Origin of the sequence: Amaricoccus sp. W119, assembly GCF_047275745.1 — a bacterium.
Lineage (GTDB): Bacteria > Pseudomonadota > Alphaproteobacteria > Rhodobacterales > Rhodobacteraceae > Amaricoccus.
Genome location: NZ_JBKQWU010000004.1, coordinates 17,937 through 32,839, shown reverse-complemented (window position 1 = coordinate 32,839; position 14,903 = coordinate 17,937). Strand labels below are relative to the sequence as shown.

Below are 14,903 nucleotides of genomic sequence, written 5' to 3'. Positions count from 1 at the left end.
CGACGCGAAAGCCCTGAGCTGGAAGCTCTGACCCGGAAGCTCTGACCTGGAGACCTGTCCGATGCCGTGCCTGCCCGGCGCCGGCTCCGAATCGGAGCGCGCGCGATGACCACGCTGACCGGGGCGCCCGAGCCTCTGGGCACCCGGCTCCTTCGGCACTGGATCGCCCTTCTCGTCCTCGCCTGGCCCGTGGTGCTGAGCCGCGCCGGCATCATCATCCTCGTGCTGACGGGGATCGTGATCGTCGGGCGACATGACACGGTCGAACTCGCGAAGCTCTCGCTCGCGAACGCGGTTTTCTTTCCGCTGGTCGTCACCGGCGTCGGCGCGATGGTCGGGATCATCTCCACCACGGCGCGCGAGAAGGGCGCGGGCTCCGGGGACCTTCCGGCGATCATGCTGCGCGGCCTCGGCTGGTCGGTGCTCGTCGGCGGCGGGCTCACGCTCCTCATGCTCCTCGCCGAACCGGCGCTTCGCCTCATCGGCCATTCGCCGGAGATGGTGGCCGGCGCGGGCCACGTCGCCCGCCTCCTCGCGCCCGGCGCGCTCTGCCAGATCGTCTTCGTCGCTGCGAGCTTCTATCTCGAAGGCACCGGCCGGATGAAGCCCGGCCTCGTCGTCATGGTCGTGGCCAATGTCGTGAACCTTGTCCTCTGCTGGCTGCTCGTCGGCGGGCGGTTCGGCCTGCCGGCGCTGGGAGCCGATGGCGCGGGGATCGCCGCCTCGGTCAGCCGGGTCGTCCTCGCGGCGGGGCTTCTCGGCTGGATGTGGACGCTGCCCGAATTCCGCGCCTTCCGCGGCCGCTTCGGCGGAATCTGGGGGCCGGGCGGCTGGGCCGCGGGCGTCGAGATGCGCCGGATCGGGCTGGCGGGCGGCGCGGCCTATTGTTTCGAGACCTTCGCCTTCGCCGCGATGACCCAGGCCGCCGGCCTCCTCGGAACCTCGGCGCTCGCAGCCTACACGATCCTGCACAATGTCGAGGCGATGGTCTTCATGATCGCGCTCGGCCTCTCGGTCGCCACGGCGGTCCGCGTCGGCCAGTCCGCCGGCGCGGGCGAGATCGGCGAGGCCCGCACGGCCGGCGCCGCCGGCGTCTCGGCCGCGATGATGATCATCGGCGTCATCGGGGTCCTGCTCGTGGCCTTCGCGCCCTCGGTGATCGCGTTCTTCTCCAACGATCCGGCGCTGATTGACCGCGCCGCCCCCTTGATGCTCATCCTCGCCGCGTCGATGATCTTCGACGCGGCGCAGGTGGTGCTCGGCCAGTCCACCCGCGCGCTCGGAGACAGCTGGGGTACGACATTGATCTTCTTCATCGCCCTCTGGTGCGTGATGGTGCCGCTCGGCCTCATCCTCGCCTTCGCCACCGATCTCGCCGAGAGGGGGCTCTTCATCGCCACCGGCCTCGGCTGTGTCACCGCGGCGGTGCTGCTCGGCCTGAGGCTGCGCGCCCTGCTCGACCGGCGGAGCGCCTGATGGGCAAGGAACGGTCCAAAGCCGCGCGCTACCTTGCCTATCTGCCGCAGGCGGCGCTGCTCGGCCTCTTCCGCGCCCTGCCCGCCCCGGCCCGCATGGGGCTCGCCTCCTGGCTCGGCCGGGCGGCGGTGAATCATGTGCCGCGCCTGCGCAATCGCGTCGAGGGCAACCTGAAGCTGATCTTTCCCGAACGCGATGCCGACTGGCGCCATGAGGTCCGGCAGGGGGTCGGCGACAATTTCGGCCGTACCATCGTCGAAACGATGACGATGAAGGATTTCCAGCGCCGCGCACCCTGGCGCGCGCCGGAAGGGCCGGGCTGGCAGGCGATGCTCGATTCGGTCGCCAAGGGCAAGGGCGTCTTCCTGGTCTCCGGCCACTTCGGCCAGTGGGAAGCGGCGCGCGGCATGCTGCGCTCGATGGGCATGGAAGCGGGCGCGATCTACCGCCCGCTCAAGAACCCCTACCTCAACGCCGATTACACCGCGAACCTCAAGGCCGGCGGCGAGCCGATGGTCGACCGCGACAACGCGGGACTCCGCGAGATGATCCGCCACGTGCGCAAGGGCGGCGTCATGGCGGTCCTGATGGACCAGTACACCAAGCGCGGCGCCGAGATCGATTTCCTCGGCCACCCGGCCCCGAGCGGCACGATGATCGCCGAGCTTGCGGTGAAATTCGACGTCCTGATGATCCCCGCCTATGCGACGCGCCAGCCGGACGGGACCATCCTCTGCGACTTCGAGGAGCCCATCCCCCCCGGCACGCCGCTCGAGATGACGCAGGCCGCCGCCGACAGCCTCTCGGCGCGGGTTCGCGCGACCCCGGGCCAGTGGTTCTGGTTGCATCGCCGCTGGGTGAAGGTCTTTCCAGGCCAGCCGCCGGAACGCTGATCGCCCCGCCCGGTGCCGTCAATGCCGTTCGGCCCGATCGGTCGATGCCGATCAGTCGATCCGGCCGGCGGCGAGGATCTTGCCGAGCCCGCGCCGTTGCACCAGCACGGCGAGCGGTCCCTCGGGCGCCGGGGTGAACTCGAACTCAAGCTCGCTCTCTCCGTCCCATTGGGCGAGCGTGTTCCACTGGGTCACGACATTGGAGTAGCGGATGGTCCGGCCGGCGTTCTGGCCGGCGGTGATCCCGACCTCGGAGCTTGGCGCATAGGCGAAGAGCTGGACATCCGCCGGCCCCGCGGGAGACCCGGCGGGTGAGAGCGCGACGTGGAGCGTGTCGCCCTCGCGTCGTTCCAGGCTGAGGTTCGCCGCCGCCGCCAGCCCCCGGTGCGCGGCCAGCCGGTCCTCGACCGTCTTGGCATCGCGGCCGACCAGCAGATCCTGCCCCTGGATGACCATCTGCGGCGTGAAGAGCGTCCGTTGCCGCATGACTCGCGCATAGGCCTTCTGCCGCGCGTCGAACTCGGGCTTGCCGAAGACGTCCGCCCAGCCGAGATAGTCCCAGTAGGTGACGTGCAGCGCCAGCGCGATCACGTCGTCCTGCTGCGCGATCTCGCCGAAGAGCGCGTCGGCCGGTGGGCAGGTGACGCAGCCCTGGCTCGTGTAGAACTCGACGACGACCGGCAGTTCGCCCGGCGACTCGACCTCGACCGGCGCCATGAACGCCGCCGTGCTTCGGACAGCCGCGTTCTGGGTAGACGCTTCCTGGGCAGCCGGGCCCGGGACGATGGTGCTCGGGGGAGTCGCGTTCCGGGGTGGCGTGCCTTCGGGTGTCGCGTTCCGGGACGACGTGCCCGGAGGCGTCGCGCTCTGGGGCGCCGTGTTCTGGCCGGCCGTGTCCTGGGCACCCGCGAAACCGGGCGCGGCGATCAGAAGACACAGGACGCTGGCGAGAAGGCGCATCGATTTCCCCGGTACGGTTGATCGTACCTAAGGCGATCCGGCCCGGCGAGACCAGTCAAGCCTTCGCGATCTTTCCGGGGCGTGGCCCAGCCGCAACGACCCGCGCCGCGACGCCTTCGGGCGGGACGAGCGCCACGGTGAGGCACCTCACCATGACGAACCCGCCCGGTCCGCCGGGCGGGCTGCTTTCGGCTTCGCAGCTCGCAGGTGCCGCGTTCACATCGGAGAACGGTCCAGCTGGGACGGGCCCGCCTCGGTTTCGACCGGAACCTCGTCGTTCCGCGCCTCCTCCCCGGCCTCGGGAAAGATCTCGGGCGCCAGGGAAGTATCCCCCGAATCTTCATCCAGGGTCCCGGCCGCGCCGGGGGACGAGGCCGAGGCGACGCGCTCCTCGGCTTCTATCTCCAGACGCGCTTCGTCCCAGTGGCGCCGGTCCTGTCCCTCTGGCTTGCCTTCCCGCTCCCAGATCTCATGGGCCCGGTTGCGTATGCGATCCTCTATGGCGCGTTCATCGGTCATCCGTTCCTCCCCCGCCTGCCGCCCCCCATCCGAAGGCGGCCTCGCGGGGTTAACGCGAGCGCCTGTCCGAGGTTGCCGCGACCGCGCAATTCCGCGCACGCCAGATGAACGACGCCAGGCGGCACGCGCGCCCGCGGACGCGGACCGGCACCGGGGGATGTCGCCGCTGACATGCGGTCCCTCGCCGACACCGCGGCATGCCCGTGCAATCTCCGGGCCGCGCGGCAGATGCGCCGGGCGATTTCGGTGGTAAAGAAGCGTATGGTGGACACGAACACATGATGCTGGACCGCGGGATCACCGAGCCGGAGCTTGTCTTCGGCCGGTTGCTCAACGATCTCCAGGGGGTGCCGCGCGGCCTGCCGACCTTCGTCGGCGAGCAGCCGACGCGGCTCATGGGAGAATGACGTGCCAAGCACGGTGATCGACCCCCACGCGCTCATACTGACCGCCGGCAGGCGAGACACGGAGGTCGCCGCCGCGCTGCTCTCCGAGATCGGGATCAACTCGAAATCCGGCGCGGATTTCGAGGAATTCTCCGGCATGCTCGCCGACAATGTGTTGTTCGCCGTGGTCGCCGAGGAAACCCTCCGCGGCGCCGATCTGGACGCGGCCTCGTCCTGGACAAGGGCCCAGCCCGCCTGGTCGGACCTGAACTTCCTGCTCCTCACGCACCACGGCGGCGGGACCGAGCGCGATCCGCAGGCCGCGCGGCTCTCCGACGCGCTCGGCAGCGTCACCTTCATCGAGCGGCCCTTTCATCCGACGACCTTCCTCAGCCTCGCCCGCACCGCGCTCAAGGCCCGCCACCGCCAGTACGAGAGCCGGTCCGCGATGGAGGCGGCGACCGAGGCCAGCGAGCGACTCGCGACGGCGCTGATCGCCGGCAGGCTCTCGGCCTGGGAACTCGATCTCGACACGATGGCGCTGGTGGGCTCCGACGACCTGCGCGCGATCTTCGGCCGGCCTCCGGAGGCCCCCTTCGACTACGCCGACCTCCTCGCCAGCATCCACGCCGACGATCGCGGCCGGGTCGCGGATGCGATCGGCCGGGCCGGCGGCGGCGGGTCGGATGTCGCGGTCGAGTACCGCACCCGCTGGCCCGATGGCGCCGAACACTGGGCCGAGACCCGCGCCCGGCTGGTCCGCATCCGCGGCCGGCGCAAGCTGGTCGGCGTCTGCTCCAACGTGACCGAGCGCAAATCCGCCGAGCGCGCGCTGCGCAGCCAGAACGAGACGCTCGAGGCGCGCGTCGCGGCCCGCACCGCCGAGCTCGAGGAAGCGCATCGCCTGACCCTCGAGCAGATCGAGCAGCGCGAGGTGGCGGAACGCAAGCTCGTCCATGCCCAGAAGATGGAGATGATCGGCCAGCTGACCGGCGGGGTGGCGCATGACTTCAACAACCTGCTGATGGCGGTCCTCGCCAATCTCGACGTGCTCCGCCGGCATGTCGGTCAGGATGCCAGGGCGGCGCGGCTCATCGACGGAGCGGTTCAGGGCGCCCAGCGGGGCGCGTCGCTCACCCAGCGCCTGCTCGCCTTCGCGCGACGCCAGGAGCTCTCGATCGCCGTCACCGACCTCGCCGGGCTCATCGGCGGCATGACCTCGCTGATCGAGCGCACGATCGGCACCACGATCGAGCTTCGCGTCGAACTGCCCGATGAGCCGGTACGCGCCAGCGTCGATGCGAACCAGCTCGACCTCGCGCTTCTCAATCTCGTGGTGAACGCGCGCGACGCCATGCCGGACGGGGGCATCCTGACGCTGACGCTCGACACGCGGTCGCCGCCGGATCTGGCCGGCGCCTTCGTCCGTCTCGCCGTCGCGGATACCGGATCGGGCATGGACCAGGCGACTCTCGACCGCGCGACCGAGCCCTTCTTCACCACGAAGGGAATCGGCAAGGGCACGGGGCTCGGGCTTCCGATGATCCACGGCCTGACCGAACAGCTGGGCGGCAAGCTCCGGCTTTCGAGCGTGCTGGGTCAGGGCACGGTGGTCGAGCTCTTCTTTCCGGCCATCTCCGGCGCCGCCGCTCCGGCCCCGGGCAACGCGAGGCCGGCCGGGTCGGAGACACCCCAGCCGCAGGCGATCGCCCCCGGACCGCCAACCGCGCCCGCGGGGCCCGGACGGGAGGGCAAGCTCCGCATCCTGCTCGTCGACGACGACGCGCTGATCGCGATGAGCACCGTCGACATGCTGGAAGACCTCGGACACGATGTGCTGGAGGCCAATTCCGGCGAGACCGCGCTGCGCTATCTCGGTGGCGGCGAGCGTATCGACCTGATGATCACCGACTTCTCGATGCCCCGGATGAACGGCGCCCAGCTCGCCCAGGCCGCCCGCGACCTCCGCCCCGATCTTCCCATCATCCTCGCGACCGGCTACGCGGAATTGCCCCGGGACGCCGGGATCGACCTGCCCCGCCTCCGCAAGCCCTATGACCAGCGCCAGCTGGAGGCGCAGATCGAGGCGCTGCGTATCAGGCCGCGGGAAGCCGACCGCGGAACCCGGGCGCGGTGATGGCCGCCGCGGTCTCGGCTCCGCGGCATTCCGCGGGGACGCGTCTTGGGGGCACGGAGGCGGCGCGCGGCCGGCACGGAGATGCGAGGAACGAATGCGAGGGTTGATGACGACCCGGCGGAGCGTGATCGGCGGCGGTGTGGCGATGGGGCTCGTCGGCGCGGCCGGCGTCCCCCTGGCCGCGCCGCCGCCCCGGGTCGCGGATCTGGTCGCTGATCTGGTCGCGCGGATGACCCCGGAGGAGAAGGCCGGCCAGCTCACGGTGATGAACGACCCGTTCCGCTGGCGGCCCGGCGGGGTCAACCCCGGCGATTTCGACAGCGATCAGGCACGGACGGCGGCGGAGATCCGGGCCGGGCGCCTCGGCGCGCTCTTCAACGGCATCGGCGCCTCGGGCGCGCGCGCAGTGCAGCGGATCGCGGTGGAGGAAAGCCGGCTCGGCATTCCGCTCCTCTTCGCCGCCGATATCCTGCACGGGCTTCGCACGGTCTTCCCCGTGCCTCTGGCCGAGGCGGCAAGCTTCGACCCGGACCTCGCCGAGCGGACGGCGCGGGCGGCGGCGCGCGAGGGCGGCGCGTCCGGCGTCCACCAGACCTACGCGCCAATGGTCGATATCGGACGAGACCAGCGCTGGGGCCGGGTGGTCGAAGGCTCGGGCGAGGACGTGCTGCTCGGCAGTCGGATGGCCGCCGCGCGGGTCCGGGGTTTTCAGGGTACGAGCCTCGCCGATCCGCTGTCGCTTCTCGCCACGCCGAAGCATTTCGCCGCCTATGGCGCGGCGGAGAGCGGGCTCGACTACGCCGCCGCCGACCTGTCGGAGCGGCAACTCCGCGAGATCTACCTGCCGCCGTTCCGCGCCGCGTTCGACGCGGGCGCGCTCTCGGCCATGTCGGGCTTCAACACGATCAACGGGATTCCGGCGACCGCCAATCGCGAGCTGCTGACGGGCATCCTGCGCGAGGAATGGGGCTTCGCGGGTTTCGTCGTCGCGGATTACACGGCCGATATCGAACTGATCGCCCATGGTTTCGCCGAGGACGGACGTGACGCGGCGCGACTCGCCATGCTCGCGGGGATCGACATGGTGATGATGAGCGATCTCTACGTGACCCACCTGCCCGGCCTCGTGGCCGAGGGCGCGGTGCCGATGGGGCGGCTCGACGAGGCGGTGACGCGGGTCCTCTCGGTCAAATCCGCGCTCGGTCTCTTCGAGGACCCCTATCGCGGCGGCGATCCGGAGGTGGAACGGCGCGAGATTGGCGGCGCTGACATTCGCGCGCTGGCGCGAGAAGCCGGGCGCCGCTCGGCCGTCCTGCTTCGCAACGAGGGCGTCCTGCCGCTGCGCCGCGACCAGCGGATCGCCCTGATCGGGCCGCTCGCCGACGGAACGCTGAACGCGGTCGGGCCCTGGTCGATCTTCGCCGATCACGAACGGGTGGTGGCGATCGAACAGGGCCTGCGCGCCGCCCTCGCCAGTCCCGACCTCCTCGTCACCGTGCGCGGCTGCGAGGTCGAGGCGCCGATCCCCGGCGGCATCCGCGAGGCCATCGCGGCGGCCAAGGCCGCCGATGTCGTGGTGCTGGTCGCGGGGGAGCACGCGCTCATGTCGGCGGAGGCGGAATCGCGGGTGCGGATCGACGTGCCGGCGGCGCAGCGCCTGCTGGCGGGCGCGCTGGCCGCGACCGGCAAGCCTCTGGTGGTGCTTCTGAAATGCGGACGCGCGCTCGAACTCTCGGGCGCGATCTCCGCGGCGGATGCGATCCTCGTCACCTGGTTTCTCGGATCGGAGGAAGGCCACGCCGTCGCGGATCTGCTCTTCGGCGCCGCGTCGCCCTCGGGACGACTGCCGGTCAGCTTCCCGATCCGCTCGGGCCAGCAGCCGTACTACTACGCCCACCTTCCCACCGGACGGCCCGAGACACGGGAAAGTTCCGCCTACAAGGCCCGTTTCCGGGAGGCGCCGAACCGGGCGCTCTACCCCTTCGGTCACGGTCTCGGCTATGCCACCGTCACATACTCGGCCCCGCGCCTTTCCGCCGACAGCCTGGGCCGGGACGGAGAGATCACGGCGGCGGTGACCATCGCCAACACTGGCGACGTCGATGCCGAGGAACTGGTACAACTCTACATTCGCGACCGCGTCGCCCGGATCTCGCGACCCGTACGCGTCCTACTGGACTTCCAGCGCCACCGGATCGTGGCCGGAGGAACCGCGGAGGCACGCTTCACGCTGCGGCGCGACAATCTACTCTACCTTGGTCCGGACGGGCGCCCTGAGGTCGAGCCGGGCAGCTTCGATCTCTGGATCGCTCCGGACGCGGAGAGCGGACGGCCCACACGGTTCCGCCTGCTCCCTTGATCTTGGGCCCTTGATCTCGGGCCGATGATCTGGGGCCCTTGAACTCAGGTGAACTCGGGCCCCTGGCCTCAGGCGTGACGGATCCGCGCGAAGGCCGCCGGATTGATCCCGAGGCGGCGCAGGTCGCTGGCCGACGGGGTACGCCGCGCTTCAAAGGCGGCGACGACGCGCGTAGCACTCCTAACGGCGGCGAAAGTGGAGGTGATGGCATTCCAAACGCGGTTCATGGTCTCTCTTACTCCAGGCGAACAATCTCTACCCCATGGAACATAGAGCACGTCCCGCCCCTCTGTTAGCAGGCGCGGCACAACACCGTCATGCGCGGCGCGCATGCCTCGTAAGCTTCCGTTAACATGACTGAAAATCCTCTCGCCCGCGCACACAATCAGGGCAGGCGCGTGCTGGCGCGCACCCGGGAACGCGCACCACCTCCCGGAAAAGGAAAGGCGCGGCACCTTCCGGTACCGCGCCTTCGCATGCTGGAGGGGATCTCGCGAGAGCGCCCTCAGGGGCGCCCCTCGGATCAGGCCTGGGGGCCGCTGGAGGCCGAGGCGCTCGCCTCGCCGGTCTCCTCCTCGTCGCCCCCGTGTTTCGCCGCGCCGCGGCGGGCCATCATGTTCAGGAACTCGACCAGAGCCGAGAAGGCCATCGCGGAGTAGATATAGCCCTTCGGCACGTGGAAGCCGAAACCGTCGGCGATCAGCGTCGTGCCGATCATGAGCAGGAAGCCGAGCGCCAGCATGACGATCGTCGGGTTCTTCTCGATGAAGTTCGCGAGCGGGGTCGCCGCGAGCAGCATCACGGCGATCGCAACCATGACGGCGATATACATGATCGCGAGCTCATCAGTCATGCCGACGGCGGTGATGATCGAGTCGACCGAGAAGACGAGGTCAAGAAGCAGGATCTGGAAGATCGCGCCGCCGAGGGTGAGGCTCACGGTGCGGCTGATCGCATCGTCCTTGTGGTCGACCGGGTCGACGGTGTGGTGAATTTCCTTCGTCGCCTTCCAGATCAGGAACAGACCGCCGGCGATCAGGATCAGGTCACGCCAGGAGAAGGGATGTCCGAAGGCCGTGAAGAGCGGCGCGGTCATCGCGACGATATAGGAGATGGTCGCAAGCAAGAGCAATCGCATGATGAGCGCGGCGCCAATGCCAAGGCGGCGTGCCTTGACCCGGTGCTGCTCGGGCAGCTTGTTGGTCAGGATCGAGATGAAGATCAGGTTGTCGATGCCGAGCACGACCTCCATGGCGACGAGCGTGATCAGCGCCGCCCAGCCCTCCGGTGTGAACAGGAAGGCGAAGTGGGTGGCGAGTAATTCCGGCATCGGTTCTGATTTCCTCTGGTTGTTTCGGACACGAGTTCAGGCATGAGGCGAAGCGGACCGCGCCGCGCCCCTCAGGCCATCTGGGGAGCCGCGGCGCGTTCACGCAGTCCCCCGCGGCGAAATGTCGCAGCTTGCCAACTCGGGGAGCGGGCGTTCCGTCCGTTTCCAGATCGTCCGAGCGACTGCCTCGGCATGGGCAATGGCTTCGGAAACGCCATCAATTCAGCTACTTCGCCGCGTGCGAGTGGCCCGGATCGGAGAACCTTGAGGATCGCGCGGCCATCCGGATCGGCCGAGCGCCAATGGCTCGTCGTCGCGATGCCAGGGCCGGGCGGGTAGCGCCCCGATCAACCCCGCCGCCGCCGATGACGCGAGCGCGGGATTGACGCCAGGCACGGCCCCATTGGCCGGCCGATCGCGATCAAGTGACCGGAATCCGGGGCATATTGCCGGGGGCAATGTTGATCCGACGCGCGGGCTGGCGGGTCGCACGCGGGATACGGCCCCGTGTTCGGCGCGGCACCCCGACGATGTTGTCCCGTCCCCCTTCGGCTTGTGCCAGACGACAGGCGACCATCGGAGTCTCCGCGCCCGGTCGGTCCGAGTGACCCGTACCGGGGGTCTAACCAGCGACCGGAGTGCCGCGCCAGTCGAACTGCTCGGGCGACTCGATCTCGCGCGACTGGACGCCGAGCATGTAGAGGCGCAGCACAGCGTTGATCCGCGCACCGTGATCCGGGCCGAGCGCGGCGTACCAGTCGATGACCTCGCGATCGAGCCGGAGCGTCATCTTCGTCTTCGCCGGTTCCGCCGGCAGGTCCCAGGCGAGCGCGTCCCAGCCTTCGGGCAGGCCGCGTTCCTTCAGCCGGCGCTCGGCGTTCCAGGTCTCCATCGTGTCGAGGTCGCGCCGGATCTCCGCCACGGGCAAAACCTCCGCGGGCAAGACCTCGGACTTCCGGGGGCGCACGCCCTTGCCGCGCTCCGCGCGTTTCCGCTCGGCCATCGCCGGTCCCTCCTTTTGTGAGAAGCCGGCAGCCTAGGCAGATGATGGTTGACGAAAGGTGAACCTATTCCGGCACATCCGGGACAAAGCGGAGCAGCGGCATCAGCCGCGCCATCTCCGGCCCGTGGTCCCGCCCGGTCAGCCAGCGCCGAAGCGGCTGGAAGAGTGCCCTGCCCTTGCGGCCGGTCTCGGCCCTGACCGCGGCCGTCCAGACCCCCCAGGTCTCGCCGTCCCATGGCCGCGCGGGAAGGAGCGCGCGGGCGGCATGGAGGAAGGCATGATCCGCTCGCCGCGAGACCTCCGCCGCGATCCTCCCGGGCGACGGTCCCTCGGCGCAGACGCGCCACCAGTCGGCGATCTCGGCCCGGGTCGCGATGTTTCCGCCGATGGCGTCCCAGAAGGCCGCCTGTTCGGCCTCGGGCACGCCGAGCCGCATGAGATCCGGCGCGATCTCGGCAAGTGTCAGCCCCCTGAGATACCGCGCGGTCAGCGGTGCGAGTTCCGCCGGATCGAACCGGGTCGGCGCGGCGCCGAAGCGGGAGATGTCGAACCCTTCGACGATCTCCCGAAGGCTGCGCCTCGACTCCACCGGATCGGACGAGCCCAGCCGCGCGAGCAGCGACAGGAGCGCGAGCGGCTCGGTCCCGCCCGCGCGAAGGTCGCGCAGCGCGAGACTGCCGAGCCGTTTCGAGAGCGCCTCCCCCTCCGGACCGGTCAGGAGCGAATGATGCGCGAAGCGCGGCGGCGTTCCGCCCAGCGCCGCGATGATCTGGATCTGGGCGGCGGTGTTGGTGACGTGATCGGCGCCCCGGGTCACATCGGTGATCGCCAATTCCGTGTCGTCGACCGCGCTCGCGAAGGTATAGAGCACCTGCCCGTCGGCGCGGATCAGCACCGGGTCAGAGACACTGCCCGCGTCGATGGAGACCGACCCCAGGATGCCGTCCTCCCAGTCCACCCGTGTCCGATCCAGCCGGAAGCGCCAGTGCCCGCCGCGCTCGGCCCGGAGCCGATCCTTCTCGGCCTCGCTGAGCGCCAGGGCCGCGCGGTCATAGACCGGGGGCCGCCCGGCCGCGCGGGCGACGCGCCGCCTGACCTCAAGCTCCTCTGGCGTCTCGAAGGCCTCGTAGAGCCGGCCCGAGGCGCGGAGCCGCTCGGCGGCGGCGGCGTAGCGGTCGAGCCTGTCCGACTGGCGGATGAGCCGGGTCCAGTGGAGCCCGAGCCAGCGCAGGTCTTCCTCGATCGCCGCCGCGTATTCCGGCCGCGACCGCTCGCGATCGGTATCGTCGAGACGGAGCAGGAACTCCCCGCCCGTCTTCGCCGCCGTCAGCGCGTTGAAGAGCGCGGTGCGGAGGTTGCCGACATGCAGGTAGCCGGTCGGCGACGGGGCGAAACGGGTGACGGTCATGGGCGGCCTCCTTGGCGCGCTCCCTTACTCCGCCGCGGCCGAAATGACCATCGCATGACCACTCGCCGTGATCACTCGCCCCTTCCGCCCGACCGAGATCCCGGATACCCGGAACGGCGGGGAGAGACACCAATGACCGACAACCTGTCCGCCGAGGCGCCGGGCCTCGCCGAGATCGAGGAACTCGCGCGGCGCGCGCTCGCCGGGCTGCCGCCGGAGGTTCAGCGGGCCTGCGAGGGCCTTGGCATCCATGTCGCGGATTTCGCCGATGAGGAGACGCTGCGCGAGATGGCGATCGAAGATCCGTTCGAACTGACGGGGCTCTACGACGGCACCCCGCTGACCGAGAGGTCGGTGTTCGACCAGTCGACGCGGCCCGACGCCGTCTGGCTGTTCCGCCGTCCGATCCTGGAGGAATGGATCGAGCGCGGCGACGTCGCGCTCGACCATCTCGTCGCCCATGTGCTGGTGCACGAACTTGCCCATCACCTCGGCTGGTCCGACGATGACATCCGGAGCGTGGACGACTGGACGGAATAGGCGGGAGCCGCGCGGATGCGCCGCGGACCGAGGCCCGCCCGCGGCGGCCCCGGGAGCCAGGCCCCTTCCCGAAACCGTCAGCCCGGGTCGCGCCAGCGGTTTACGATCGGGTAGCGGCGATCGAGCCAGAACGCCTTGTGCGTGAGACGCGTCCCCGGCGCCGACTGGAAGCGCTTGTATTCCGAGAGATATATGAGCCGCTCGACCTTCTTCACCGTCTCGTGGTCGTAGCCCGCCGCGACCACCTCGGCGACGGAGTGATCGCCTTCGATCAGCAGTTCGAGAATGCCGTCCAGCACTTCGTAGGGCGGCAGGCTGTCCTCGTCCTTCTGGTCGGGCCGAAGCTCCGCGGAGGGCGGCTTCTCGATCACACGGGGCGGGATCACCACGCCCTCCGGCCCGAGCATCCAGCCTCGGTGATGCGTGTTGCGCCAGCGGCAGGCATCGAAGACGCGGGTCTTGTAGAGATCCTTGATCGGATTGTAGCCGCCGTTCATGTCGCCATAGATCGTCGCATAGCCGACCGCGACCTCGGACTTGTTGCCGGTGGTGAGCAGCATCTCGCCGAACTTGTTCGAGAGCGCCATCAGGAGCAGCCCGCGCAGCCGGCTCTGCACGTTCTCCTCGGTCAGATCCGCCGGCCGCTGGCCGAAGAGCGGCGCCAGCGTCTCCATGATCGCCGCGCGCCCCGGCTCGATCGGAACGGTGTCGAGCGTCACGCCGAGCGCCCGCGCGACCGCCTCGGCGTCCTCCAGCGAGTGCTGCGAGGTGTATTCGGAGGGCAGCATCACGCAGCGCACATTCGCGGCCCCGAGCGCGTCGGCCGCGATCGCGGCGACGATCGCGCTGTCCACGCCGCCCGAGAGGCCGAGCAGGACCTTCGAGAAACCGGACTTGCCGACATAGTCGCGCAGGCCCATCACCATCGCGGCGTAGTCTTCCTCGACCGCGTCCGGCACCGGGTCGATGGAGCCGGGCCGCGCGAGCCAGCCCCCGGCAGCCCCCCCGACACTCCCCTCGGCGCCCCGGTCGAAATCGACATGGGCGATCGCCTCCGCGAAACACGGAAGCTGGAGCATGAGCCTGCCGCTCGGATTGAGCACGAAGGAGCCGCCTTCGAAGACCTGGTCGTCCTGCCCGCCCAGCATGTTGAGATAGACGAGCGGCAGGCCGGTCCCCACGACGCGGTTCACCATGTGCATCATCCGCACCTCGAACTTGCCGCGCCGGAAGGGCGAGCCGTTCGGCACCATCAGAATCTCCGCCCCTGTCTCGGCCATCGTCTCGGCCACGTCCGGATACCAGGCATCCTCGCAGATCGGCGTCCCCATCCGGAGCGGCCCGATCTGGAACGGCCCCGAGATCTCGCCGGAACGGTAGACGCGCGGCTCGTCGAAGACGTTGTAGTTCGGCAGGTGGTGCTTTTTCGCGAAGGCGGCGATGCCGCCATCCTTCAGGATCGCATAGGTGTTGTAGGTCTCGTCACCGACCAGCATCGGCAGGCCGATGCCGAGCGGCGGGCCGCCGGCGGTCTCGCGCGCGAGTTCCGCCGCCTCGGCCATCGCATGCGCGACGAAAGCCGGTTTCAGCACGAGGTCCTGCGTCTGGTAGCCGGTGAGGAACAGTTCGGGCAGCGCCACGAAATCGGCGCCCGCCGCCACGCCCTCGGCATGGGCGGCGCGCGCCTTCGCGCGGTTGCCAGCGAAATCGCCCATCGTCGGGTTAAGTTGCGCGATCGTCAGCCGGAATCCGCCCGTCATGCCGTGGTCTCTCCTCGGTCAAGCCCTGATCCGGCATAGAGCCGCCCGGGCAGCCTGACAAGGCCGCGACAAGCCAGCGACGAGGCTGCGATCCGGCAGCGACCCCGGCGCCCGCGGGCTTTCCTCCGCCGG

At 69.8% G+C, this 14,903-nt stretch carries 13 protein-coding genes; 6 read left to right on the top strand and 7 right to left on the bottom strand.

The genetic code is table 11. From position 1 onward, the window contains the following. Positions 1-105: 105 nt before the first annotated feature. Positions 106-1,476 (top strand): MATE family efflux transporter, encoded by a 1,371-nt coding sequence (locus tag ACLJK8_RS04240; RefSeq protein ID WP_413148856.1) that lies wholly within the window; start codon positions 106-108, stop codon positions 1,474-1,476. Then, the gene (locus ACLJK8_RS04235) at positions 1,476-2,369 is read left to right on the top strand and encodes a lysophospholipid acyltransferase family protein (RefSeq protein WP_413148855.1); all 894 of its coding nucleotides are present in this window, start codon (positions 1,476-1,478) and stop codon (positions 2,367-2,369) included. The genes ACLJK8_RS04240 and ACLJK8_RS04235 overlap by 1 nt, the downstream gene beginning before the upstream one ends. 51 nt (positions 2,370-2,420) lie before the next feature. On the opposite strand, the gene ACLJK8_RS04230 is transcribed toward ACLJK8_RS04235, so the two are convergent. Together ACLJK8_RS04230 and ACLJK8_RS04225 are read right to left on the bottom strand one after the other, a co-directional pair. After that, positions 2,421-3,329 carry a DUF1223 domain-containing protein gene (locus ACLJK8_RS04230; protein WP_413148854.1) on the bottom strand — a complete coding sequence of 303 codons (909 nt, stop codon included), beginning with the start codon at positions 3,327-3,329 and terminating at the stop codon, positions 2,421-2,423. Positions 3,330-3,545: 216 nt separating this feature from the next. Further along, positions 3,546-3,848 (bottom strand): DUF2934 domain-containing protein, encoded by a 303-nt coding sequence (locus tag ACLJK8_RS04225; RefSeq protein ID WP_413148853.1) that lies wholly within the window; start codon positions 3,846-3,848, stop codon positions 3,546-3,548. 278 nt (positions 3,849-4,126) lie between these two features. On the opposite strand from ACLJK8_RS04225, the gene ACLJK8_RS04220 reads away from it, so the two are divergent. The 3 genes from ACLJK8_RS04220 (at position 4,127) to ACLJK8_RS04210 (ending at position 8,730) form a co-directional block, all read left to right on the top strand. Continuing rightward, the gene (locus ACLJK8_RS04220) at positions 4,127-4,255 is read left to right on the top strand and encodes a hypothetical protein (RefSeq protein WP_413148852.1); all 129 of its coding nucleotides are present in this window, start codon (positions 4,127-4,129) and stop codon (positions 4,253-4,255) included. 1 nt (position 4,256) lies between these two features. Continuing rightward, positions 4,257-6,371, top strand: a complete 2,115-nt coding sequence (locus tag ACLJK8_RS04215; protein WP_413148851.1) for an ATP-binding protein — start codon at positions 4,257-4,259, stop codon at positions 6,369-6,371. 94 nt (positions 6,372-6,465) lie between these two features. After that, positions 6,466-8,730 (top strand): glycoside hydrolase family 3 N-terminal domain-containing protein, encoded by a 2,265-nt coding sequence (locus ACLJK8_RS04210; protein ID WP_413148850.1) that lies wholly within the window; start codon positions 6,466-6,468, stop codon positions 8,728-8,730. 68 nt (positions 8,731-8,798) lie between these two features. On the opposite strand, the gene ACLJK8_RS04205 is transcribed toward ACLJK8_RS04210, so the two are convergent. From ACLJK8_RS04205 to gltX, 4 genes are all read right to left on the bottom strand, one after another. Next, positions 8,799-8,957, bottom strand: a complete 159-nt coding sequence (locus tag ACLJK8_RS04205) for a hypothetical protein (protein ID WP_413148849.1) — start codon at positions 8,955-8,957, stop codon at positions 8,799-8,801. Positions 8,958-9,253: 296 nt separating this feature from the next. Further along, the gene (locus tag ACLJK8_RS04200; protein WP_413148848.1) at positions 9,254-10,060 is read right to left on the bottom strand and encodes a TerC family protein; all 807 of its coding nucleotides are present in this window, start codon (positions 10,058-10,060) and stop codon (positions 9,254-9,256) included. A 622-nt stretch (positions 10,061-10,682) separates the two neighbouring features. Further along, on the bottom strand, positions 10,683-11,063 hold the full coding sequence (locus ACLJK8_RS04195) for a BrnA antitoxin family protein (RefSeq protein ID WP_413148847.1): 381 nt from the start codon (positions 11,061-11,063) through the stop codon (positions 10,683-10,685). Between the two features lie 64 nt (positions 11,064-11,127). Next, positions 11,128-12,471: a glutamate--tRNA ligase gene (gene gltX / locus ACLJK8_RS04190; protein ID WP_413148846.1), complete on the bottom strand. Its 1,344-nt coding sequence runs from the start codon at positions 12,469-12,471 to the stop codon at positions 11,128-11,130. Between the two features lie 132 nt (positions 12,472-12,603). Between gltX and ACLJK8_RS04185 the strand changes: the two genes are divergently transcribed. Further along, entirely contained in the window at positions 12,604-13,011 is a 408-nt protein-coding gene (locus ACLJK8_RS04185; protein ID WP_413148845.1) for a metallopeptidase family protein, read from the top strand. Positions 13,012-13,088: 77 nt separating this feature from the next. Here ACLJK8_RS04185 and ACLJK8_RS04180 read toward each other — a convergent pair whose 3' ends face one another. Further along, positions 13,089-14,771, bottom strand: coding sequence for an NAD+ synthase (locus ACLJK8_RS04180; RefSeq protein ID WP_413148844.1), 1,683 nt, complete (start codon positions 14,769-14,771; stop codon positions 13,089-13,091). Positions 14,772-14,903 lie beyond the last annotated feature (132 nt).